The following is a 20,927-nucleotide window of genomic DNA, read 5'->3' as shown; positions in this document are numbered from 1 at the left end:
TGGACCCTGACATGAACACGGGCCGTTTTCAGCGCTGGTTCGATCTGAAGGGCTGGACGGCCCTTCTGATCGGCGCCCCCTATGGCTGGCTGGTGATCTGGTTCCTTCTGCCGTTTCTCATTGTCGTGGCGATGAGCGTGGCCACCAACACGCCGACCGCCCCGCCGTTTTCCTTTGGTGGGGATCACGCCTGGATCAACTGGAGCTCGTATCACCGGGTTCTGACGGACAGCCTTTATCTGCGCGCCTTTCTGACCTCGGTGGTCAATGCGGCCTTCGCGGCCTTCCTGTGTCTGCTGATCGGTTATCCGATGGCCCTTGGCCTGACCCGGGTGTCGAAAAGCTGGCGCAATATCCTGCTGATGCTGGTGATCCTGCCATTCTGGACCTCGTTCCTGCTGCGCGTCTATGCGTGGATGGGGCTGATGGGCAAGAACAGTTGGTTCAACGGGCTGTTGACCGACGCCTGGAACTTTCTGGTGCCGGTGGATTGGGCCATCCGTTTCGTGCCGATGATGAACACCAATTTCGCGGTGGTTCTGGTCATGGTCTATACCTATCTGCCCTTCATGATCCTGCCGCTCTATGCCAGTCTGGAACGGCTGGACCCGACGCTGGATGAGGCGGCGATGGATCTGGGCTCGCGCCCCTATCAGGTATTTCTCGATGTGACACTGCCACAATCGGTGCCCGGCATCGTTGCGGGGGGGATGCTGGTCTTCATTCCGGCAGCGGGTGAACTGGTGATCCCGTCGCTGGTGGGCAATGCGTCACAGCCGATGATCGGCAAGATCATCGCCGATGAATTCGGTCAGGCGCGCGATTGGCCGATGGCATCGGCCGTGGCGGTGGCTTTGCTGATCCTGATGGTGCTGCCAACCATGATCTACAGCCATTATCAGGCCCGGGCCGAGGGGACGAAATGAAGCGGCGCTCCACCTTCCTGATGACGATGCTTTGCTTCGGCTTTGCCTTCTTCTACATTCCGATCCTGTCGATGATCGTCTATTCCTTCAACAACTCGCGGCTGGCGACGGTCTGGGGCGGCTTTTCGACCAAGTGGTATGTGTCGCTTCTGTCGAATGACAAGGTGATCGACGCCCTGCTGCTGTCGCTGAAGATCGCGCTGATTTCCGCCACCTTCGCCACCATTCTGGGCACAATGGCGGGGATCACACTGGCAAGGTTTACCAAGTTCCGGGGGCGGACGCTGTTTTCGGGGCTGGTCACCGCGCCCCTCATCATGCCCGAGGTGATCACGGGTATTTCGATGCTGGTGTTCTTCATCCTGATGGCCGACTGGATCGGCTGGCCCGGGCAGCGCGGCTTTACCACCATCACACTGGCCCATATCACCTTTTCGATGGTTTTCGTGACAACGGTGGTGCAGGCCCGTGTGGTGCAGGCCGACCGCGCGATCGAAGAGGCGGCGATGGATCTGGGCAGCCGCCCATGGCAAGTGATGTTCGACATCACTCTGCCGGTGATTTCGCCCGCCATCCTGTCGGGCTGGCTGTTGGCCTTTACGATCAGTCTGGATGACGTGGTGATTTCGTCATTCGTCACGGGACCGGGCTATACCACCCTGCCGCTGCTGGTCTGGTCAAAGGTCAAGCTGGGTGTGACACCCGATATCAACGCATTGGCGACGCTGATGGTTCTGGTGGTGGGGATCGGGGTGATCGCTGCCGGGATCATCATGAACCGGGCCGAAAAACGGCGGCTGGCCGAAGAACGCCTGGCCTTTCAACGCAATGAATGATCCGGCGCAATATATCAACGCGCCGCTTGGCCAGCCCGGATCGGGCCGCGTGCGCTATGGCGCGGCGATGGCGCTGTATCGGGCGGGCCGGATGACTGCCGACATGCTGGAGGTGTACCGCGTCGCCTCGGCCCATGACGCGCGCGATCCGCTGGCGGTGTTGCGCGAACGCGGCTTGCCCTTGCCGGAGATATCCATGACCCAAAGCCCGGTGGCCCGGCTTTATGCTTCGGCCCGTGATTATCTGCTGACACTAGACCATCCCGGCTCGGCCGAAGTGCGGGCGGGCCTGTCGCCCGATCCCGGGGCCGAGCGGGCCATGCCAAGCCGACAGAACGCGGTGGTGGCCCATTGGCTGCAGCCCGCGCTTGCGCTGGTGGCAAAGGATCAGCCCGAACTGGCCGCCGCGCTGGGTGGCGCATCAGGGCATCTGGAATGGATCACCTATGACGCCTATCCGCGCGATCAGATCGGTGAGGCTTTCGCGATGGGCCATGCCTATGCGGCGATCCGGGGTGGCGATGCCCCCTTTGCGGCGACGGAATTCGAACTGGGCGTGTTTCTGATCGCGCCGGGGGTGCTGTATCGCGATCACCGGCATGCAGCGCCGGAACTCTATGCCCCGCTGACTGGACCCCATGGCTGGCGGTTTGGCGTGGATCGGCCGCTGATCGTGAAGCCCGCGCATCAGCCGGTCTGGAACCCGCCGCATCAGCCGCATCTGACCAAGGTAGGCTCGGTGCCGTTCCTGTGCCTGTTCGTCTGGACCAAGGATGTCAACGAAGAGGCGGTCGTCATCCCTGCAGCCGACTGGGCCGCGCTGGAGGCCATTACCCTTGCCTGACACACTGATCCACAATGCCCGCATCCGCACAATGGATCCGCCAGCGCCTTGGGCCGACTGGGTTCTGATCCGGGCGGGACGCATTGCCGCACTGGGGCAAGGCACCACGCCGGAGGCGGATCACAGGATCGATGCGGGCGGGCGACTGGTGCTGCCGGGGTTTCAGGATGCGCATGTTCACCTTCTGTCGGGCGGGATCGACATGGCCACGGCGGCCCATCTGTTCGATCTGGACAGCGAAGCCGCCTTGATCGCCACCTTGCGCGCCCATGCGGCGGCAAGACCTGACCTGCCGCTCGTCCTTGGGACGGGCTGGCAGCCAGGGGTATTTGGCGACCATAATCTGACGGCTGCCGTCATCGACCGGGCTGTCAGCGACCGTCCGGTGATGATCTATGACAGTTCCTTCCACAATGCCTGCCTGAACACGCGGGCCATCGAAATGGCCGGGGTTCAGACGATAGCTGATCCGCCCAATGGCCATATCCTGCGCGATGCGCAGGGCCGGGCGACGGGGATGCTTCATGAAGAGGTGATCCCTGTGGTCGCGGCGCGCTTGCCGGGCCTGACCGACGATCACCGGATGGCCGGACTGCGGGCCGGGCAGGCCCATGTCAATCAGCACGGGATCACGGGCGTCCTTGATGCCGCAATCCGTGACATGGAGGCCCGCATCTATGCCCGCGCGGCAGCCGAAGGGACGCTGACCCTGCGCGTTGCAGGCACGGCACAGGTGACCGAGGCCGATACAGCCGCAACTGCGCTTGAACGGCTTGTCGCGTTGCGCCGGGCGCATCCCGGCCCGGATTTCCACGTCCATTCCGCCAAGTTCTTCATGGATGGTGTGTTCGAAAACCGCACCGCCGCCAATCTTGCCCCCTATGCCGATGCGACGGGCGGCAATGCGCCCTGCATGTTCAGCCTGGAACAGACGATCGAGTTGATGACCGCGCTGGATGCAGCGCGTTTTGCCATTCATGTTCATGTCATCGGCGATGCCGCCGCCCGCCGCGCCATCGAAGGGCTGGAGGCGGCCCGCACTGCCAATGGCCCCTGGCCCGCGCAGCATCAGTTGGCGCATTTGCAACTGGTGGACCCGGCCGATCATGCCCGGCTGCAGGGTCTGGCCACGGCGAATATCCAACCGCTCTGGGCCCGGTTGGAGCCGCCCTATTCCGATCCATCGCTGTCGATGATCGGGCAAGCGCGTTGGGGCGATGTCTATGCCTTCCGCAAGATGCTGCAGGCGGGGGCGGATTGGTGCCTGTCATCGGACTGGCCGGTTTCAACCCTGAACCCCTTTGAAATCATCGAAACCGCGATCACCCGAACCAAGCGGCGGGATGACAACCCGCTGGACCCGTTCTGCCCCGATCAGGCCCTGACGCTGGAGGAATGTGTTCTGGGCTACACGGTCAACGCCGCCCGGGCCTGCTGGCGCGATCATCATACCGGCATGTTGCGGACCGGGTTTTCCGCTGATCTGATCGTGCTGGATCGGGATATCTTCGCCATCCCGCCGCAAGAGATTTCGCAAACCCGCGTGCTGGCCACCCTGTTCAAAGGGACCGAGGTCTGGCGCGCCCCTGACTGGTAACCGCCATGCTGCTTTATACCACCATCGGAACAGACAATATCGACCGCGCAACCGCCTTCTGGGGGCCAATCATGGCCAGTCTGGGCCATGACCCCATGACCGATCTGGGCGCAGGCTGGGCCGGTTGGGGCAAGGATTATGACGGAGGCTTCGGCTTTTACCTGTGTCCGCCCTTTGATGGCCAGCCCGCCAGTGCCGGAAATGGGGGCACCTTTGCTTTTCCCGCGCGCGATGCGGCCCATGTCCGTGAACTTTACGCGCTCGCATTGGCCAATGGCGGCAGGGATGAAGGCGCCCCCGGTACGCGCGACTACTATTCGCCCGACTTCTATGTCGCCTATGCGCGTTCGCCCGATGGGCACAAGCTGGCCTTCGTCTTTCATCACTATGATCCGGGTCAGGATCATGGCTGATGCACGGCCCGGCATCATGGATATCTGCCTGGGCTGCGATGATCTGGCGCGCAGTATCCGCTTTTATGATGCCGTCATGCCGGTGGTTGGCTTGTCGCGCCTGCCGGATGCGCCGAAGGGCTGGGCAGGATGGGGCCCTGCCAAAGGCACCGGGCTGTGGCTTTGCCCGCCCTTCAACGGCCAGCCCGCCAGCGCCGGCAATGGCACCATGGTCACGTTTCGCGCCGAAAGTGCCGCACAGGTGCGCGGGTTTCACGCCGCGGCTCTGGCCCATGCGGGCGCGGATGAAGGCGCCCCCGGCACAAGGCCCGGCTATGATCCCGCCTTTTATGTGGCCTATGTCCGCGACCCGAATGGCCACAAGCTTGCCTGCGCCTTTACCGCCTATGACGCGACGGAGGATCGATCATGAGCGAAGACCATTATCCCCCCAGGTTGATTGCCATGCTGGAGGCGATATGGGGCGAGGGCTTTCTGTCGCCCGGTGGCCCGGATGAAGTGGCGCGGGTTATCGGCGACCATGATCTGACCGGCGCATCGGTGCTGGATATCGGGTGTGGGGCGGGGGGCATCGATATCACGCTCGTTCGCAACCATGGTGCGGGCTATGTGACGGGCATCGATGTGGAAGATCCGGTCCTGACCCGCGCGCGCGCATTGGTGGCGCAGGAAGGGCTGGATGATCGGATCGGGCTGGTAAAGGTCGCCCCCGGTCCCTTGCCCTTTCCGCCCGGCAGCTTTGATGTGGTGTTTTCAAAGGACAGCATCGTTCACATCCCCGACAAACAGGCCCTGATGGCCGAGGTGTTCCGGGTCCTGAAGCCGGGGGGATGGTTTCTGGCGTCAGATTGGCTGATCGGCACCGAAGACATCAGCCCGCTGATGGCCGACTATATTGCCGCAGAAGGGCTGGATTTCGGCATGGCCACGCCCGCGCGCTACCTGCAGGCCATGGCGGCGGCGGGTTTCAGTGATGGCAGAACCACATCGCGCAACGGCTGGTATCGCCTGCGCGCCCGCGAAGAGCTGGAACGGCTGAAGGGCGCAGCCGGGGCCGAGGCGGCGCGGATCGTGGGGCAGGATTTCGTCGATCAGAATATCGGCATCTGGTCGCGGATGATCCCGGTGCTGGATACGGGCGAACATTGCCCAACCCATCTTGCTGCCCGCAAACCGGGCTGACGGGGGGCTGTTCAACGCCCGGTCAGCCAGTTGCCGAACCGCGCCAGCCGCGATGGAGGGATGCCCAGCCGCTCTTCTCGGCGGTCGGCCAGACGCAGCAGGGTATACATGGTATGCACGCCCAGCCAGCGCAGCGGCTCGGGTTCCCACTTGCGGGGCTGGCGGTTCACCCAGGGCAGCGCGGTCAGCGCCGTGTCGCGGCCAAGCGCCAGATCGGCCAGCGTGCGCCCGGCCAGGTTCGATGTGGAAACCCCGACCCCCACATAACCGCCTGCCCAGCCGATCCCCGTGGTTCGGTCCAGCCCCACCGTGGCGCACCAGTCGCGCGGCACGCCCAGCACCCCGCACCAGGCATGATCGATCCCGAAGGGGGCGGCATCGGGGAAATGGCGCTGCAGGATGGCCGTCAGCCGGGCGATGGTTTCCCGGTCGGGCGCGCCATCCTGATCGATCCGCGATCCGAAACGATAGGGTACGCCCCGCCCGCCCACGGCGATCCGCCCATCTGCCGTGCGCTGGCAATAACAATAGGCATTGTTGAAATCGCCCAGAATCTCGGCCCCCTGCCAGCCGATCCGATCCCAGACCTCGGGCGGCAGGGGCGGTGTCACGATCTGCGCCGAATTGAGCGGCAGCCATTCGCGCACAAGACCCGGCAGGGTGGCGGTATAGCCTTCGGTGGCACGCAGGACGATCGGCGCGCGCAGACAGCCTAGTGCGGTGGTCACGCTGCCGGGGGCCAAGGCCAGGGCAGCGCTGTCTTCATGGATCGTGACCCCGGCCCGTTCGACCGCCTCGGCCAGTCCGCGCACTAGTTTGGCAGGCTGTATGCGTGCCACGCCCTTGACCACCATGGCCCCCAAAGCGCCGGGAATGTTGATCCGCGCCCGCGTTTCGTCCTGCGTCAGTTCAAAGACCCGATCCTCTTCGCCCCAGGCGCGGCGATGGGCAACTTCATCCCGCATCCGCTGCATCTGGGCGCGGTTGGTGGCGACCATCACCTCTTCGGTCGGGTGGATATCGGCCTCGATCCCTTCGGCGCGGGCGACGCGGATCACTTCTGCCACCGTGTCATTCATGGCGGCGACCATGTTCAGCACGGCGTCACGCCCGCGATCGCGGGCATAGCGGTCATGGTGCCAGGCAAAGCCGCCGGTCAGCCAGCCGCCATTGCGCCCCGATGCGCCATAGCCTGCGAATTCCTTTTCAAGGATCACGACCTTCAGGTCGGGCCGCGCCTGTTTCAGATACCACGCGGTCCAGAGCCCGGTGAACCCCGCGCCGATGATGGCCACATCGGCCTGCACTTCGCCCCGCAAGGCCGGGCGGCGCGTTTGTGGCAGGCCGGTCGCAGCATACCAGAAGGAAACTTCTCCGATCCGGGTCATGGCCGTGTCCTTTCCCTTTGCCCTCTTTCGCCTTGCGGGGCCGCCTATCCGGGCAGGGAAGCAGGCGGCTTGAAGCTTGTAAAGCCGCACCCTAGGATTTCGGCATCGCGAGCCTATGTTTGCGCGACCCGAGGCCCGGTTTTCTGAACGATTGATCGCATGACCATGACCCGCCGCAACGCCCTTGCTACCCTGATGGCCAGCCTGTCCGGCCTGCTGGCCCGTCCCATCGCCGCAGGCACGGAAGGGCGGAAGATCATCGTTGTCGGGGCGGGGCTGGCCGGGCTGACTGCAGCGCGGGAGTTGGCCTCACGCGGCGCAGATGTGACCGTGATCGAGGCACGCGACCACATCGGTGGCCGGATCTGGACATCGCGCCTGTGGCCCGGCCTGCCGATGGACATGGGGGCGAGCTGGATTCACGGGCTTGACGGCAATCCGATGACACGCCTGGCCCGCGAGGCAGGCGCCACCCATGTCGAGACGAGCTTTGATCTGGCGCTGGCTCTGGATGAAAAGGGTGCCGAGATCGACATTTCAGAGGCCGAAGACCTGGCCGAAAAGGTGCTGCGCGCCGCCTCACGCGCCGCCGAGAAGGGCGACAGGGATATCCCGCTGAAGGCGGCTGTCGAGGCGACGAAGGGCTGGAAATCTGCGGATGCGCGGCAGCGTCGGCTGATCATGCACATGATCCATGCGCAGATCAGCAATGAACTGGGCAGTTCCTGGGCCGAAACCTCCACTTGGTATCATGATGGCGGCGAGGCTTATGATGGTGAGGATGCGATCTTCCCCGATGGGTACGACCAGATCATCGCCCATCTGGCGCGTGGGCTGACCATTCGTCAGTCCGCGCCGGTCCGAGCTGTTGCGCCCAAGGGGGCGGGGGTGGTGGTCACTCTGGCGGCTGGGGAACGTCTCACAGCCGATCATGTCGTGATCACCGTCCCGCTGGGGGTGCTGAAGGCCGGTCATATCGAATTTGCCGAACGCCTGTCGCGCAAGCGTCAGGCGGCGATTGACACGATCGGCATGGGCCTGCTGCACAAGACATGGCTTTTGTTCGACAAGGTGGCATGGCCCGATGATGTGGACTGGATCGAATGGGTCGGGCCGCGTCCCGGGTTCTGGTCGCAATGGGTCAGTCTGGCGCGGGTGAAACGGGCACCGGTGCTTCTGGCCTTTCATGGCGGTGATGAAGCGCGCATCATGGAGGCTCTGCCCGATGCGGCCATCATGGCAGAGGCCCATGCGGCCCTCAGGGCGATGTTCGGAAACCACTTTCCTGCCCCGAAATCGGCCCAGATCAGCCGGTGGGGCCAAGACCGCTTTGCGCTTGGGGCTTATTCCTTCGCAACACCCGGCACCACACCCAAAACCCGTGTCGCACTTGGTGGCGCCGATTGGGACGGAAGGCTGGTTTTCGCGGGTGAAGCCTGCGATCCGGATTATGCCGGTTCAGCCCATGCCGCCGTTCGGTCGGGATTGGCGGCTGCAAAGCGGTTGAAAGTCTGAAGTCCCGACTGGCGTCGGATGACTGACCTGCGTTTCCCTGCGCCTTCAAAGAGGGCGCGACCAGGCTTTCTTTCATTTCGGTGTGCGCTGCAAACTGGTTCTGAATTTCATGCCGCGCCGTCTTGCCATGATCTCAGGCATTGCCATGTGTCACATGGACAAGGCCCGGCCCGGTCGAATGTCAGGCTGCCGAAAGCTTGCCGAGGCCCGCCAGAAAAGCCGATTTCGACGCATGGTAAAGCCGGATCACCCCCGCCACATCAACAGTGGCTGCCGCCCCCGCGCCGCACGCGCGTTCCCCGTCCTGGCAGGTTTGCGCCATGTCCCGGAACCCCAGATTGAGCGAACTGCCTTTCAGAAAATGCAGATCGCGCCCAAGCTGTGCAGGATTGCTGGCCGCCAGTCTGGCGATCACCTCATCTGTTTCTTCCAGAAACAGCTCGATCACTTCGGAAAACCCGTCTTCGCCCACTTCGGCGCGCAGGTCTGCCACCCGATCCCAATCAATCATTCCGATACCACCCTTTCGGCTCCACACGGGACAACCTTTGCGTCTGCATATTTAACATCGGGTTAGGCCGATCAAATGGTTCGTCTGCAATTTTAGGCTTCACGCTCTCTTAAGGCGCGCCACGCCATTGTCTTGCGAAACCGGTCTACGGAGCGTGAACGTGTTGCAGTCCAACCCTGTCGAGACATCGGTCTCACCCCCCGCAGATCAGCCGCGGCGGGTGCTTGTCGTCGATGACAGCCGGGCGCAGCGCCGGATTTTGTGCCTGTCCTTGCAGCGCTGGGGGTATCATGTCACCGAAGCCGCCTCGGGCGAGGAGGCGTTGGAAAAATGCCAGGCCGAACAGTTTGACGTGGTGATTTCCGACTGGGTGATGCCCGGCATGACCGGGCTGGATTTCTGCAAGGCTTTCAGGGCGATGCCGCATGAAAGCTATGTCTATTTCATCCTTGTGACATCGAAATCCGAAAAGGGCGAGGTGGCTGACGGGCTGGATGGCGGGGCCGATGATTTCCTGACCAAGCCGGTCAGCGCGGATGAACTTCACGCCCGCTTGCGCGCAGGCGAACGCATCCTCGGCATGCAGCGCGAACTGGTGGAAAAGAACCGGCTGATCGGGTCCACCCTGGGCGAATTGCAGAAACTGTATGATTCGCTCGACCGAGACCTGATCGAAGCGCGCAAGCTGCAGCAGACGCTGGTGCGCGAACGCTATCGTGATTTCGGGCGCGGGTCTGCTTCGATCCTGCTCAAACCCTCGGGCCATGTCGGGGGCGATCTGGTCGGCTTCTTTGAAATCAACGCCAGACGGATCGCGATCTTTTCTGTCGATGTATCAGGGCACGGCGTGGCTTCGGCCATGATGACGGCGCGGCTGGCGGGGCTTTTGTCCGGCGGGTCGCCGGAGCAGAACATTGCCATGACCGTCGGGGCCTATGGCCAGCGCGACGCCTGGCCACCGGAAATGGTGGCGGTTCGCCTGAACCGGATGATGCTGGATGACATGCAGGTGGACCAGTATTTCACCATGGCCTATGCCGAGATCGATCTGGAAACCGGGCGGGTGCAACTGGTGCAGGCGGGGCATCCGCATCCGTTGGTGATGCGGCGCGACGGCAGCATCGAGATGATCGGCGAAGGCGGCATGCCGATCGGCCTGTTGCCTGATATCCGGTTCGACCGGATCGAGACACGCCTGTTCCCGGGTGATCGCCTGTTTCTTGTGTCAGATGGCGTGACCGAATGCCCGACGCCCGATCATCAGGAGCTTGGTGTCGATGGTCTGATCGCAATTCTGAAGGAAAACGATCATTTGGACAGTCAGGCCCTGCTGGAATCGCTGGTCTGGAACCTGAACGCCCATGCGGGTGGCGGCGACTTTCCGGATGATGTTTCGGGCGTGTTGTTCGATTATCGGGGCTGATGCAGGGCCCGCGCCAGAAAGGCCCGGTCGCCTTCGTTACCCAGCAGATCCAGCGCCTCGATCACCGGAAGCCAGACCGCGCTGTGGCCGGGTTCGGTCGGCCGGCAAATGGGGCGCACCGGATGGGCCAGATAGATGCTGCACACCTTTTCGGCCCAGAATTCATATTCCGGCATATAGCAGAACCGTCTGAAGGCCCCCAACCTGCGGGCGATGCGGATGTGCCAGCCGGTTTCCTCCATCACTTCGCGGTGCAGGGCAGCGATGGGATGTTCGCCCCGGTCGATTCCGCCACCTGGAAGCTGGAATTCAGGCTTCGGGCTTTCCTGAAACGTGGTCAGCACCTGATTGCCCTGCAACAGCACGGCATAGACCCCGGGGCGGCGGCGATAGTGCTGCCCCGACCGAACCGCTTCACCATATCGTCTGATCATCCCTTGGGTCCTGAACTTGCCGCGCCTATATGATCGCGGTATGCCAAGACCGGCACCTTCAGGAAACCCCCTTATGACCATCGGTTCGCAAATCGCCTGGGACGATACCGTCCTGCCGTTCCAACTTGACGCGTCGGATATCCGCGGGCGGATCGCCCGTCTGGATGGCGTGCTGGATCAGATGTTGAAACAGCATGCCTATCCGCCTCAGATCGAGGCCCTTGTCTGCGAGGCGGCCCTGCTGACTGCGCTGATCGGCCAGACGATCAAGCTGCGCTGGCGGCTGTCGCTGCAGATCCGGGGCACCGGGCCGGTGAAGATGGTGGCGACAGATTACTATGGCCCGACCGAGGATGGCCAACCCGCCCGCATCCGCGCCTATGCCCATTTCGAGGAAGATCAGCTGCATCAGGCCGAAAAGCCGTTTGATCTGCTGGGGCAGGGCTATTTCGTCATCGTCATCGATCAGGGGGCCGGCATGGTGCCCTATCAGGGCATCACGCCACTGACGGGGGGCTCGCTTGCTGCCTGCGCGCAGGTCTATTTTGCGCAATCGGAACAATTGCCCACCAACTTTGCGCTGTCCTATGGGCGGTCGCAGATGCCGGGCGGGCAGCCGCATTGGCGGGCAGGGGGCGTGATGATCCAGCATATGCCCAAAGCCTCGCCCTTTGCCGAAAGCGGTGGAACCGGCGAAGGCGGTCTGCTGGTCGCGTCGGATATCGTGCAGGGCGAAGATGGTGAAAACTGGAATCGCGTGAACATGCTGCTGGAAACGGTGGAGGAGATGGAGCTGATCGGCCCCAGCCTTGCGCCGACCGATCTGCTGGTGCGGCTGTTCCATGAGGAAGGGCCGCGGGTCTTTGATGCGCAGCCGGTGCGCTTTGGCTGTTCCTGTTCCGCCGAAAAGGTGCGGTCGTCGATGTCGATCTATTCGCAGAAAGACCTGCGCCACATGACGACCGAGGCCGGGATCGTGACGGCGGACTGCCAGTTCTGCGGCGCGCATTACGAATTTGATCCGCTGACATTGGGCTTTGATGCCCCGAAACCCCATGACGGGGCCTGATCTGCTGCGGCGCGCGCTGCTGCGCGACACGCCGCAATCGTCAGATTACGATCTGAACCCGGAGGTGGTTCTGCCGCCGGGGCGCGTCCTGCGCCCCGCTTCCGTTCTGGTGGCGGTCTGCGAAGGGAAAGGGGGGCCCTCGGTGTTGCTGACCAAACGCGCATCGGGGCTGAAACACCATCCGGGCCAGATCGCCTTTCCGGGCGGCAAGATCGACGCGGGCGACGGGTCGCCCGAAGCGGCTGCCCTGCGCGAGGCGCAGGAGGAAGTCGGGCTGAACCCGGCGCTGGTAACGCTGATCGGGCGGCTGCCCGCGCATGAAACCGTAACGGGCTATACTGTTACGCCTGTGCTGGGCCATATTGAAACCTGCTTTGATACCCGGGCCGAGGCTGGCGAGGTGGAAGAGGTGTTTCGCGTGCCGCTGGCCCATCTGGCGCAGCCGGTCAATTTCCGGGTGGAACGGCGCATGTGGCGTGGCCAGTGGCGGCGGTACTATGCCGTGCCCTATGGCCCCTATTACATCTGGGGTGCGACTGCGCGGATGTTGCGCGCGCTGGCAGAGCGGCTGGCATGAAGGTCGCGGGCAACTGGCTGACCGCCGAACCGACCCAGGCGCTGTGTGCGGCCTTGGAAGGCGCGGGCTTTCAGGCGCTGTTCGTAGGGGGCTGCGTGCGCAATGCGGCTTTGGGCTTGTCTGTCGGCGATATCGACCTTGCGACCGACGCCCGCCCCGAAACCGTGACGACGCTGGCCGAAGGCGCCGGGTTCAAGGTGGTGCCGACCGGAATCGACCATGGCACGGTTACGGTGGTGGCGGGCGGCATCCCGCATGAAGTGACAACCTTCCGCCGCGATGTGGAAACCGATGGCCGACGCGCTGTGGTCGCCTATTCCACCCGGATCGAAGAGGATGCGGCGCGGCGCGATTTCACCATGAACGCGCTTTATGCCCAACCTGATGGCTCGGTGATCGATCCGCTGGGCGGCTGGCCCGATTTGCAGGCCCGTCATCTGCGCTTTGTCGGCGAACCCGAGGCGCGCATCCGCGAAGATTACCTGCGTATTCTGCGGTTCTTCCGCTTTCACGCGATCTATGCAGATCCCGCGGCAGGCATGGATGCCGAAGGGTTGGCGGCTTGCGCGGCGCTGGCCGATGGAATTGACACCCTTTCGGCCGAACGGATCGGGGCCGAGATGCGCAAGCTGCTGGCCGCTGCCGACCCGGCCCCTGCCGTGGCTGCGATGGCGCGATCGGGTGTGCTGGCGCATGTGCTGCCGGGGGCGGATACACGCGCCCTGGCGCCGCTGATCCATCTGGAGAATGCCCGCGCGCCGCGCTGGCTGCGCCGTCTGGCGGTGCTGGGTGGTCAGGGCGTGGCCGAACGCTGGCGCCTGTCGCGGGCCGAGCAACGCGATCTGGCCCATTTGCAGGCGGCGCTGGCCACTTTGGAAAGCCCCGCTGTTCTGGGCTGGCGGATTGGGGAAACGCTGGCTGAGGATGCGCTGTTGGCGCGCGCGGCACTGCTGGAAACCCCCTTGCTGTCAGGTTGGCAGGCCGAGCTGGCGCGGGGCGTGCAATCGCGCTTTCCGGTGCGGCCCGCCGATCTGATGCCCGCCCTGCAAGGGGCCGAACTTGGCGCGCGGCTGAAGGCGCTGGAAGGGCAATGGCTGCAGTCAGACTTGCGCATGACCCGGGCAGAATTGCTGGGCTGAGGTTTCCCTTGGCCCGAAAATGGCCTATATGCGGACGGTTGACCCCGACCAAGGCAGTTTTCAGATGTTCCGGTTTTTCGAGGGTTTGGTTGACCCCTATCAGCCCTATGCCCGCAGTGATGCGCCACCGCGAAAGCTCTGGCCGTTTCTGGCCGGATATGTGCGGCCATTTCGCAGGGTCTTTGCCGCGACGGCCATCCTGTCGATCATCGCCGCATCGCTGGATGTTGCGCTGATCTGGTATGTCGGGCGGATGGTCGATCTGCTGGCACAGGGCGGGCCTGCACAGGTCTGGGCGGATTATGGGCTGGAGATTACGCTGGTCGGGCTTGGGGTGCTTTTGCTGCGCCCGCTGTTGCTGGTCAGCAATGTGGCCTTGCTGCACAACACGATCCTGCCGAATTTCGGCACGATGATCCGTTTTCGCGCCCATGATCATGTGATGCGCCAGCCGGTCGGCTGGTTTGAAAGCGATTTCGCCGGGCGTATTGCCAACCGGGTGATGCAGACGCCGCCCGCTGCGGGTGATGCGGTGTTCCAGACATTTGACGCCGTGGCCTTTGCCAGTGTCACCTTCATCGGGGCGGGCGTGATGCTGGCGGGGGCGGATGGGCGGCTTCTGGTGCCGCTTCTGGTCTGGTTTGCGCTTTATGCGGCACTGGTGCGCTGGACGCTGGGCCGGGCGGGGCCCGCGGCCAAGGCCAGTTCGGATGCGCGTTCTGCCGTTACCGGGCGGGTGGTGGATGCCTATAGCAACATCCACTCGGTGAAGCTGTTCGCCCATCACGACATGGAAATGCGCCATGCCCGCGACGCGATCGAACATGCCCGCACGACCTTTCAGCAGGAAATGCGGATCATCACCAAGATGGATCTGGCGCTGACCGGGCTGAATGGCGCGCTGATCGTTTCTGTCACCGGCTGGGCCTTGTTGCTGTGGTATCAGGGGCAGGCCAGCGTGGGAACAGTGGCGGCTGCGGCGACACTGGTCTTGCGCCTGAACAACATGACCTACTGGATCATGTGGGCGACCACTTCGCTGGTGCAGGCCCTTGGCGTGGTGCAAGAGGGGATGGAAACCATCACCCAACCCATCGGCCTGACCGATGCCCTGGGCGCACAGCAACTGCGGCTGACCAAGGGCGAGATCCGGCTGGAAGGCGTATCGCATCACTATGGGCGCGGATCGGGCGGGCTGCGCGATGTCAGCCTGACCATCCGTCCCGGTGAACGGATCGGGGTGGTTGGCAGGTCTGGTGCCGGCAAATCGACGCTGGTCAAGCTGATCCTGCGCTTCTACGACGCCGAGGCGGGCCGCGTGCTGATCGACGGGCAAGACATTGCCAAGGTGACGCAAGACAGCCTGCGCCGGGAAATCGGCATGGTGCAGCAGGATTCCAGCCTTTTGCACCGCAGTGTGCGCGAAAACATCCTGTATGGCCGCCCAGACGCAAGCGAGGCCGAAATGATCGCCGCGGCGCGCCGGGCCGAAGCGCATGATTTCATCCTGACGCTGGAAGACCCGGAAGGCCGCAAAGGCTATGACGCCCATGTCGGCGAACGCGGGGTGAAACTGTCGGGCGGTCAGCGCCAGCGGGTCGGGCTGGCGCGGGTGATCCTGAAGGATGCGCCCATCCTCATTCTGGATGAGGCGACCAGTGCGCTGGACAGCGAGGTCGAGGCCGCCATTCAGGATGCGCTTTATGGAGTGATGGAAGGCAAGACAGTGATCGCCATTGCGCACCGCCTGTCCACCATCGCGGCGATGGACCGGATCGTGGTGCTGGAGGATGGCGCGGTGGCCGAGACCGGCAGCCATGCCGAATTGCTGGCGCAGGGTGGGCTTTATGCCCGTTTCTGGGCGCGGCAATCGGGTGGCTTCATCGGGACAGAGGAGACGGAATGACCCCGCTGCGCCGCCTTGGCAATCTGATCGACGCATTCCGCCCTGCCGAGGGCGACCCGCCGCAAACGTTGGGGGCGTTTATCGGCTGGGCCTTGGCAGGGGCATGGCGGCCGCTGTCGATGGCGGCGGTGATCGGGGCGCTGGCGGGCACGATGGAAGTGGTGTCGGCGCTGCTTCTGGGCTGGCTGATCGATGCCGCGCTGGTGGCAGGGCCAGCCGGACTTTGGGCCGGGCACTGGATCCTGATCCTTGGCAGCGCGGCGTTCTTCCTGATGCTGCGGCCCCTGGCCTTTGGCATCTTCTCGGCTTCGAACTCCATCCTCGTCGGGCCGAATGTGCTGCCCCTGGTGCTCAGCCGCCTGCACCGCTGGACCATGGGCCAGCCGGTTACGTTTTTCGACAATGATTTCGCCGGGCGCATCGCGCAAAAGCAGATGCAGACCGCCCGCGCGATGACCGATGTGGCGACGGAAACGATCAATACGGTGTGTTTTTCGCTGGCCTCGGTGATCGGATCGGCGCTGTTCCTGCTGACAGTGGATTGGGGCATCGCGACCGCGTTGCTGTTGTGGATGGTGGCCTATCTAGCCACGATCCGGTTCTTCCTGCCGCGCATCAAGCGCAATTCATCTGCCCGGGCGGCGGCGCGGGCGATGGTCACCGGGCAGGTGGTGGACACGATCACCAATATCAAGACGGTGAAGCTGTTCGCCCATGCTGCGCATGAAGACCGCGTGGCGCTTGAAAGCATGGAGGGCTATCGCGCGGCAAGCCTGGATTTCGGGGTGATTTCCACCACCTTCCGGCTTGTGCTGACCGCATTGGCGGGGGTTTTGCCGGTGGTGTTGATCGGTGGCACGCTCTGGCTCTGGTCAAAGGGGGCTGCCAGCACGGGGGACATTGCCACTTCGGGCGCGGTGGCCATGCGGATCACGCAAATGACCGGCTGGGTCAGTTTCGCGCTGATGTCGCTCTATTCCAACGTGGGTGAAATCGAGGATGGCATGCGCACGCTGGCGCGGCCGCATGATCTGGCCGATGCGCCGGATGCGGTGGACCTGCCGCCCGCACAGGGCGCGGTGGTGTTCGAAGAGGCGGGCTTTGCCTATGGCCGTCGCAAGGGCGGGGTAGAGGGGGTCAGCCTGACCATCCGCCCGGGCGAGAAGATCGGCATCGTCGGTGCGTCCGGTGCGGGTAAATCGACGCTGGTTGCCCTGCTGCTGCGGCTTTACGATTGCGAGAAGGGCCGCGTGCTGGTCGATGGGCAGGATGTGCGGAGTGTGACGCAGGAATCCCTGCGCCGACAGATCGGAATGGTCACGCAGGAAACCGCAATGTTCAACCGTTCTGCGCGCGAGAACATCGCCTACGGCAGCCCTGATGCGTCTGAAGCGCAGATTATTGCGGCTGCACGCGCGGCAGAAGCGCATGACTTCATCCTCGGAATGGAAGATCACAAGGGCCGCAAGGGCTATGACGCGCATCTGGGCGAACGCGGGGTGAAACTGTCTGGCGGACAAAGGCAGCGCATCGCGTTGGCACGGGCCTTCCTGAAAGACGCGCCGATCCTTGTGCTGGATGAGGCAACCAGCGCACTGGACAGCGAGGTAGAGGCGCAGATCCAGCAGGCGCTGGATCGCGCCATGGCAGGCAAGACGGTGCTGGCGATTGCGCATCGCCTGTCCACCATCGCCGCCATGGACCGGATCATTGTGCTGGATCAGGGCCGGATTGCCGAACAGGGCAGTCATGCCGAACTTCTGGCGCGGGGGGGGCTTTACGCGCGCTACTGGAACAGGCAATCGGGGGGCTTCATCGTCACCGAAGAGGCAGCGGAATGAAACTGACCATCGCGCGGCTGGGCCATCATGGCGACGGCATTGCCGAAGGGCCGGATGGCCCCGTCTATGTGCCGGCAACCCTTCCGGGCGAAGAGGTCGAGGGTGATCTGACGCGCGATGTTCTGGGCGGGGTAAAGATCATCACGCCGTCGCCCGACCGGGTAAAACCGCCCTGTTCCCACGCCCGCAGTTGCGGGGGATGCCTGATGCAGCATGCGCGCGACGGGCTGGTGGCCGACTGGAAGCAGGGCATTGTGCGCGGCGCGCTGGCCGGGCAGGGGCTGGAGGCCCCTGTGCGCGGCATCGATACCTCGCCCCCACGATCGCGCCGCCGCGCCACGTTGTCGGGGCGCAAGACCAAGGGCGGCGCGCTGATCGGCTTTCATGCCCGGGGATCGGAAACCCTGATCGCTGTGCCGAATTGCCAGTTGCTGCATCCCGATCTGATGGCGGCGCTGCCGGGGCTGGAGGCGTTGGTCATCGCGGGCGGATCACGCACCACGGAACTGGCGCTGACCATCACCCGCACGCTGGCCGGGCCCGAAGTCGTCGTGCAGGGTGGCAAGCAACTGGATGGTGAGTTGCGGCTGACGCTGGCTCGGATCGCCGAGACGCATGGCCTGTCGCGCCTGACATGGGGCGATGAAGTGGCCGCGCTGCGCGCAAGCCCGATGCAGCAGATGGGGCGCGCCCGGGTGGCCCCACCGCCCGGAGCCTTTCTGCAGGCAACAGCGGAAGGCGAGGCGGCGCTTCTGGCTGCGGTGCGCGAGGCGGTGGGCAAGGCGGACCGGATCGTCGATCTGTTCGCAGGCTGCGGCACATTTACCTTGCCGCTGGCTGAACAGGCCGATGTTCTGGCGGTGGAGGGCGACGCCGCGATGATGGCTGCGCTGGACAAGGGCTGGCGACAGGCCGAAGGGCTGCACCGCGTGACCTGCCAGACCCGCGATCTGTTCCGCCGCCCGCTGGAACCCGATGAATTCAAAGGCATTACGGCGGTGGTCATCGATCCGCCCCGCGCAGGCGCCGAGGCGCAGGTGGCCACATTGGCGCGCAGTGCAGTGCCGGTGGTGGCGATGGTGTCCTGCAACCCGGTGACCTTTGCCCGCGACGCCAAGGTGCTGATCGCCGGGGGCTACCGGCTGGACTGGGTTCAGGTGATCGATCAGTTCCGCTGGTCGGCCCATGTCGAACTGGCGGCGCGGTTCTCGCGCTGATGCACAAGCGCCTGTGCGCAGGTCGAATGAATCCCACGCAAACGTCACTTTGCAGGTCGGCGGATTTTCGCTAAGGGGAAGAAAAACAGAGCAGGCTTTCTTCATGTTTCCGATCCGCATCCTTCTGATGCTTGTGGTTGCCTTTGGTCTTGCGGCCTGTGGCGGTGGCAGCAAGTTTCGCAAATACAACGGGCCGGAAGTGACCTCGATCCAGGTCCACAAGGGTGCGCGGAAGATGTATCTGCTGCATCACTCCAAGGTGCTTGAGGAGTATGACATCTCGCTCGGCTTTCAGCCGGTCGGGCACAAGCAGTTCGAAGGCGATGGCAAGACGCCGGAAGGCACCTATTTCATCAGCCATCACAATCCGAAAAGCCGGTATCACCTGTCGGTCGGCATTTCCTACCCCAATGCGGCAGATCAGGCCTATGCAGCAGCGATGGGCAAATCGCCGGGCGGGGATATCATGATCCATGGCCGGACCCGATATAAGGGCACCAATGAAGGTGACTGGACAGCGGGCTGCATTGCGGTGACGGATCGCGAGATGGAAGAGATCTATTCCATGCTGCGCCGCAATACCCCGATCCATATTCTGCCGTGACACAACAAAAAGGGGCCTTGCGGCCCCTTTTCCGGTCAGCAACGCGGCTGGGTCACTGGCCGACTATATTGTCCATTTCCGAGGTCACGGTACGGCCAAGGGCGATGACCGGCACGTTCGACAGCGGCGCGCGGCTGCGGTCGCCGGTGATCATGGTCCACCAGATCTTGCCGTTCTGTTCCTGATACCAGGCAAAGCCCATTTCATTGGCGGTGGGGTCCAGCAAGACGCCGCGCGTGGCGGTATCCTTGGCCCAGGCGCCGATGGTTTCGATTTCGGATTCGTAAGTTTCCGACACCAGCTCGCCCTGAACCCGGCCCGGATACCCGGCGCGTTGCGCCCGCAGCAGCGGCGATGACCCGTCAGAGCCGAAATGCCAAGGCCGCGCCTGTGCAGCCATATCCTGCGAATGCGCTGCAGCGGCTGCATTCAGCGCAGCATTGAACTGCATGGGTACCAGGCCTTTGGCTGCACGCAGCGCATTCACCGAATCCTGCACCCGGAATGGGATCTGGGAAGAAGCCTTGCCGTCGATCCGATAGACCACGGGCAGCAGACGGCCATCCGCGCCAACCTGTGGCACCCCTGGTCCCGAAGTCGAGCATCCCGCAAGGGCAGCCATCATGCACAGCGTCAGAATCGTGGCTTTTGCCATAGTTTCACACCAGATGTTCAATCGAACCGTCTTTATCCAATCCCGGCTGCGGGGGCAAACCCAACTCTGCGTGAAACCGCCGATTGACGACTGTTTGATTTGCGGGCAGCGTCCGATGTGGCTAGAAACCGCCCAGTCATTCGTCAATGGAGTTCAGCCGATGTCTGCTGACACACCCTTCAAGCCAACCCGCCGCGCCCTGCTCGGGGGGGCCGCAGTGGCATTCGGTGCTGCAGCCTTGCCCGCCTTGGCCGAAGAACCTGTGCGCAACAACGTGTCCAGTTTTCGCATGCTGGATTGGCAGCCCTATTTCACCACGCTCAACAAGGGGGCCATCCTCGTTGATACCCAGTCGCGCGTGCTGCATTTCTGGTCGGCTGACCAGTCGATCTACCGGCTGTACCCGACGTCGATTCCACTGTCGGAGGAACTGACGCGGCGCGGGCGGACCGAGATCATCAAGAAAGTGGTCGGGCCGGACTGGCGGCCCACCGCTTCGATGAAACAGCGCAATCCCGATTGGCCGGATTACATCCCGCCCGGGCCGGACAATCCGCTGGGCACCCGCGCCATGTGGCTGGGCTGGCCCGCCTACCGGATTCATGGCACACACGATACGCGAAAGATCGGCCGTAAATCATCAAATGGTTGTGTTGGCATGTATAACGAGCATGTCGAAGAGCTTTTCGAATTCGTTCAGATTGGTACGCAAGTGTTGCTAATTTGACGATATCGCCGCGGGCCGAAAGGCCCGCCATCTGCCCTGCATTGCGCAGGCCTTGTTTCGTGGGTACACAGCGCAATACGAGGTACAGTCTTGGGTGCACGGTCGCGCCTCTGCAAAAATCGC

Annotated in this window: 21 protein-coding genes; 17 read left to right on the top strand and 4 right to left on the bottom strand. The window is 63.6% G+C overall.

Features of this window, described 5'->3' with window-relative positions; all coding sequences use genetic code 11:
* The first annotated feature begins 11 nt into the window (after positions 1–11).
* From V6590_RS11155 to V6590_RS11125, 7 genes are read left to right on the top strand one after another with little or no spacing between them, the layout of a single operon-like run.
* Positions 12–926 carry an ABC transporter permease gene (locus tag V6590_RS11155; RefSeq protein ID WP_335422901.1) on the top strand — a complete coding sequence of 305 codons (915 nt, stop codon included), beginning with the start codon at positions 12–14 and terminating at the stop codon, positions 924–926.
* Positions 923–1,762, top strand: a complete 840-nt coding sequence (locus V6590_RS11150; RefSeq protein WP_335422900.1) for an ABC transporter permease subunit — start codon at positions 923–925, stop codon at positions 1,760–1,762. The genes V6590_RS11155 and V6590_RS11150 overlap by 4 nt, the downstream gene beginning before the upstream one ends.
* Entirely contained in the window at positions 1,755–2,606 is an 852-nt protein-coding gene (locus V6590_RS11145) for a dimethylsulfonioproprionate lyase family protein (protein WP_335422898.1), read from the top strand. Before V6590_RS11150 ends, V6590_RS11145 begins: the two co-directional genes overlap by 8 nt.
* Positions 2,599–4,203, top strand: coding sequence for an amidohydrolase (locus V6590_RS11140; protein WP_335422896.1), 1,605 nt, complete (start codon positions 2,599–2,601; stop codon positions 4,201–4,203). The genes V6590_RS11145 and V6590_RS11140 overlap by 8 nt, the downstream gene beginning before the upstream one ends.
* Before the next feature lie 5 nt (positions 4,204–4,208).
* The gene (locus V6590_RS11135) at positions 4,209–4,616 is read left to right on the top strand and encodes a VOC family protein (RefSeq protein WP_335422894.1); all 408 of its coding nucleotides are present in this window, start codon (positions 4,209–4,211) and stop codon (positions 4,614–4,616) included.
* Positions 4,609–5,028, top strand: coding sequence for a VOC family protein (locus V6590_RS11130; RefSeq protein WP_335422892.1), 420 nt, complete (start codon positions 4,609–4,611; stop codon positions 5,026–5,028). Before V6590_RS11135 ends, V6590_RS11130 begins: the two co-directional genes overlap by 8 nt.
* Entirely contained in the window at positions 5,025–5,798 is a 774-nt protein-coding gene (locus V6590_RS11125; protein ID WP_335422890.1) for a class I SAM-dependent methyltransferase, read from the top strand. Before V6590_RS11130 ends, V6590_RS11125 begins: the two co-directional genes overlap by 4 nt.
* A gap of 11 nt (positions 5,799–5,809) precedes the next feature.
* Here the strand turns inward: V6590_RS11125 and V6590_RS11120 are convergent, their stop codons facing one another.
* Positions 5,810–7,186 (bottom strand): NAD(P)/FAD-dependent oxidoreductase, encoded by a 1,377-nt coding sequence (locus tag V6590_RS11120; protein ID WP_335422888.1) that lies wholly within the window; start codon positions 7,184–7,186, stop codon positions 5,810–5,812.
* A gap of 159 nt (positions 7,187–7,345) precedes the next feature.
* Here V6590_RS11120 and V6590_RS11115 point away from each other — a divergent pair, with 159 nt between their 5' ends.
* Positions 7,346–8,701 (top strand): flavin monoamine oxidase family protein, encoded by a 1,356-nt coding sequence (locus tag V6590_RS11115; protein WP_335422886.1) that lies wholly within the window; start codon positions 7,346–7,348, stop codon positions 8,699–8,701.
* A gap of 181 nt (positions 8,702–8,882) precedes the next feature.
* Here the strand turns inward: V6590_RS11115 and V6590_RS11110 are convergent, their stop codons facing one another.
* A complete protein-coding gene (locus V6590_RS11110; protein WP_335422884.1) occupies positions 8,883–9,212 on the bottom strand; it encodes an Hpt domain-containing protein in 330 nt (109 codons plus the stop codon).
* A 160-nt stretch (positions 9,213–9,372) separates the two neighbouring features.
* Here V6590_RS11110 and V6590_RS11105 point away from each other — a divergent pair, with 160 nt between their 5' ends.
* Positions 9,373–10,635, top strand: a complete 1,263-nt coding sequence (locus tag V6590_RS11105) for a PP2C family protein-serine/threonine phosphatase (RefSeq protein ID WP_335422967.1) — start codon at positions 9,373–9,375, stop codon at positions 10,633–10,635.
* On the opposite strand, the gene V6590_RS11100 is transcribed toward V6590_RS11105, so the two are convergent.
* On the bottom strand, positions 10,623–11,069 hold the full coding sequence (locus V6590_RS11100; RefSeq protein ID WP_335422882.1) for an NUDIX hydrolase: 447 nt from the start codon (positions 11,067–11,069) through the stop codon (positions 10,623–10,625). The genes V6590_RS11105 and V6590_RS11100 overlap by 13 nt on opposite strands.
* Positions 11,070–11,142: 73 nt before the next feature.
* Between V6590_RS11100 and hslO the strand changes: the two genes are divergently transcribed.
* The 7 genes from hslO (at position 11,143) to V6590_RS11065 (ending at position 19,422) form a co-directional block, all read left to right on the top strand.
* Entirely contained in the window at positions 11,143–12,138 is a 996-nt protein-coding gene (hslO, locus tag V6590_RS11095; RefSeq protein WP_335422880.1) for an Hsp33 family molecular chaperone HslO, read from the top strand.
* The gene (locus V6590_RS11090) at positions 12,125–12,715 is read left to right on the top strand and encodes a CoA pyrophosphatase (RefSeq protein ID WP_335422878.1); all 591 of its coding nucleotides are present in this window, start codon (positions 12,125–12,127) and stop codon (positions 12,713–12,715) included. Before hslO ends, V6590_RS11090 begins: the two co-directional genes overlap by 14 nt.
* Positions 12,712–13,854 (top strand): CCA tRNA nucleotidyltransferase, encoded by a 1,143-nt coding sequence (locus V6590_RS11085; RefSeq protein WP_335422876.1) that lies wholly within the window; start codon positions 12,712–12,714, stop codon positions 13,852–13,854. Before V6590_RS11090 ends, V6590_RS11085 begins: the two co-directional genes overlap by 4 nt.
* A 64-nt stretch (positions 13,855–13,918) precedes the next feature.
* Complete coding sequence (locus tag V6590_RS11080; protein WP_335422874.1) at positions 13,919–15,760, top strand: ABC transporter ATP-binding protein; 1,842 nt, start codon at positions 13,919–13,921, stop codon at positions 15,758–15,760.
* The gene (locus V6590_RS11075) at positions 15,757–17,601 is read left to right on the top strand and encodes an ABC transporter ATP-binding protein (RefSeq protein WP_335422872.1); all 1,845 of its coding nucleotides are present in this window, start codon (positions 15,757–15,759) and stop codon (positions 17,599–17,601) included. Before V6590_RS11080 ends, V6590_RS11075 begins: the two co-directional genes overlap by 4 nt.
* Positions 17,598–18,818, top strand: a complete 1,221-nt coding sequence (locus tag V6590_RS11070; protein WP_335422870.1) for a class I SAM-dependent RNA methyltransferase — start codon at positions 17,598–17,600, stop codon at positions 18,816–18,818. Before V6590_RS11075 ends, V6590_RS11070 begins: the two co-directional genes overlap by 4 nt.
* A 103-nt stretch (positions 18,819–18,921) precedes the next feature.
* The gene (locus V6590_RS11065) at positions 18,922–19,422 is read left to right on the top strand and encodes a L,D-transpeptidase family protein (protein WP_335422868.1); all 501 of its coding nucleotides are present in this window, start codon (positions 18,922–18,924) and stop codon (positions 19,420–19,422) included.
* Positions 19,423–19,474: 52 nt separating this feature from the next.
* On the opposite strand, the gene dalA is transcribed toward V6590_RS11065, so the two are convergent.
* Positions 19,475–20,077 carry a divisome-associated lipoprotein DalA gene (gene dalA / locus V6590_RS11060; RefSeq protein WP_434063251.1) on the bottom strand — a complete coding sequence of 201 codons (603 nt, stop codon included), beginning with the start codon at positions 20,075–20,077 and terminating at the stop codon, positions 19,475–19,477.
* Between the two features lie 160 nt (positions 20,078–20,237).
* On the opposite strand from dalA, the gene V6590_RS11055 reads away from it, so the two are divergent.
* The gene (locus V6590_RS11055; RefSeq protein ID WP_335422965.1) at positions 20,238–20,804 is read left to right on the top strand and encodes a L,D-transpeptidase; all 567 of its coding nucleotides are present in this window, start codon (positions 20,238–20,240) and stop codon (positions 20,802–20,804) included.
* The last annotated feature ends 123 nt before the right edge of the window (positions 20,805–20,927 follow it).

Source organism: Gemmobacter denitrificans, assembly GCF_036964905.1.
In the GTDB taxonomy this organism is placed as follows: Bacteria; Pseudomonadota; Alphaproteobacteria; order Rhodobacterales; family Rhodobacteraceae; genus Gemmobacter; species Gemmobacter denitrificans.
This window is presented reverse-complemented; position numbering and strand designations above follow the sequence as displayed.

What these genes read in the sequence shown, in the direction of transcription:
- V6590_RS11155 (WP_335422901.1), top strand. Translation starts at nt 12, where the DNA reads ATGAACACGGGCCGTTTTCAGCGCTGGTTCGATCTGAAGGGCTGGACG.
- V6590_RS11150 (WP_335422900.1), top strand. Translation starts at nt 923, where the DNA reads ATGAAGCGGCGCTCCACCTTCCTGATGACGATGCTTTGCTTCGGCTTT.
- V6590_RS11145 (WP_335422898.1), top strand. Translation starts at nt 1,755, where the DNA reads ATGAATGATCCGGCGCAATATATCAACGCGCCGCTTGGCCAGCCCGGA.
- V6590_RS11135 (WP_335422894.1), top strand. Translation starts at nt 4,209, where the DNA reads ATGCTGCTTTATACCACCATCGGAACAGACAATATCGACCGCGCAACC.
- V6590_RS11130 (WP_335422892.1), top strand. Translation starts at nt 4,609, where the DNA reads ATGGCTGATGCACGGCCCGGCATCATGGATATCTGCCTGGGCTGCGAT.
- V6590_RS11125 (WP_335422890.1), top strand. Translation starts at nt 5,025, where the DNA reads ATGAGCGAAGACCATTATCCCCCCAGGTTGATTGCCATGCTGGAGGCG.
- V6590_RS11120 (WP_335422888.1), bottom strand. Translation starts at nt 7,186, where the DNA reads ATGACCCGGATCGGAGAAGTTTCCTTCTGGTATGCTGCGACCGGCCTG.
- V6590_RS11115 (WP_335422886.1), top strand. Translation starts at nt 7,346, where the DNA reads ATGACCATGACCCGCCGCAACGCCCTTGCTACCCTGATGGCCAGCCTG.
- V6590_RS11110 (WP_335422884.1), bottom strand. Translation starts at nt 9,212, where the DNA reads ATGATTGATTGGGATCGGGTGGCAGACCTGCGCGCCGAAGTGGGCGAA.
- V6590_RS11100 (WP_335422882.1), bottom strand. Translation starts at nt 11,069, where the DNA reads ATGATCAGACGATATGGTGAAGCGGTTCGGTCGGGGCAGCACTATCGC.
- hslO (WP_335422880.1), top strand. Translation starts at nt 11,143, where the DNA reads ATGACCATCGGTTCGCAAATCGCCTGGGACGATACCGTCCTGCCGTTC.
- V6590_RS11090 (WP_335422878.1), top strand. Translation starts at nt 12,125, where the DNA reads ATGACGGGGCCTGATCTGCTGCGGCGCGCGCTGCTGCGCGACACGCCG.
- V6590_RS11085 (WP_335422876.1), top strand. Translation starts at nt 12,712, where the DNA reads ATGAAGGTCGCGGGCAACTGGCTGACCGCCGAACCGACCCAGGCGCTG.
- V6590_RS11080 (WP_335422874.1), top strand. Translation starts at nt 13,919, where the DNA reads ATGTTCCGGTTTTTCGAGGGTTTGGTTGACCCCTATCAGCCCTATGCC.
- V6590_RS11075 (WP_335422872.1), top strand. Translation starts at nt 15,757, where the DNA reads ATGACCCCGCTGCGCCGCCTTGGCAATCTGATCGACGCATTCCGCCCT.
- V6590_RS11070 (WP_335422870.1), top strand. Translation starts at nt 17,598, where the DNA reads ATGAAACTGACCATCGCGCGGCTGGGCCATCATGGCGACGGCATTGCC.
- V6590_RS11065 (WP_335422868.1), top strand. Translation starts at nt 18,922, where the DNA reads ATGTTTCCGATCCGCATCCTTCTGATGCTTGTGGTTGCCTTTGGTCTT.
- dalA (WP_434063251.1), bottom strand. Translation starts at nt 20,077, where the DNA reads ATGGCAAAAGCCACGATTCTGACGCTGTGCATGATGGCTGCCCTTGCG.
- V6590_RS11055 (WP_335422965.1), top strand. Translation starts at nt 20,238, where the DNA reads ATGTCTGCTGACACACCCTTCAAGCCAACCCGCCGCGCCCTGCTCGGG.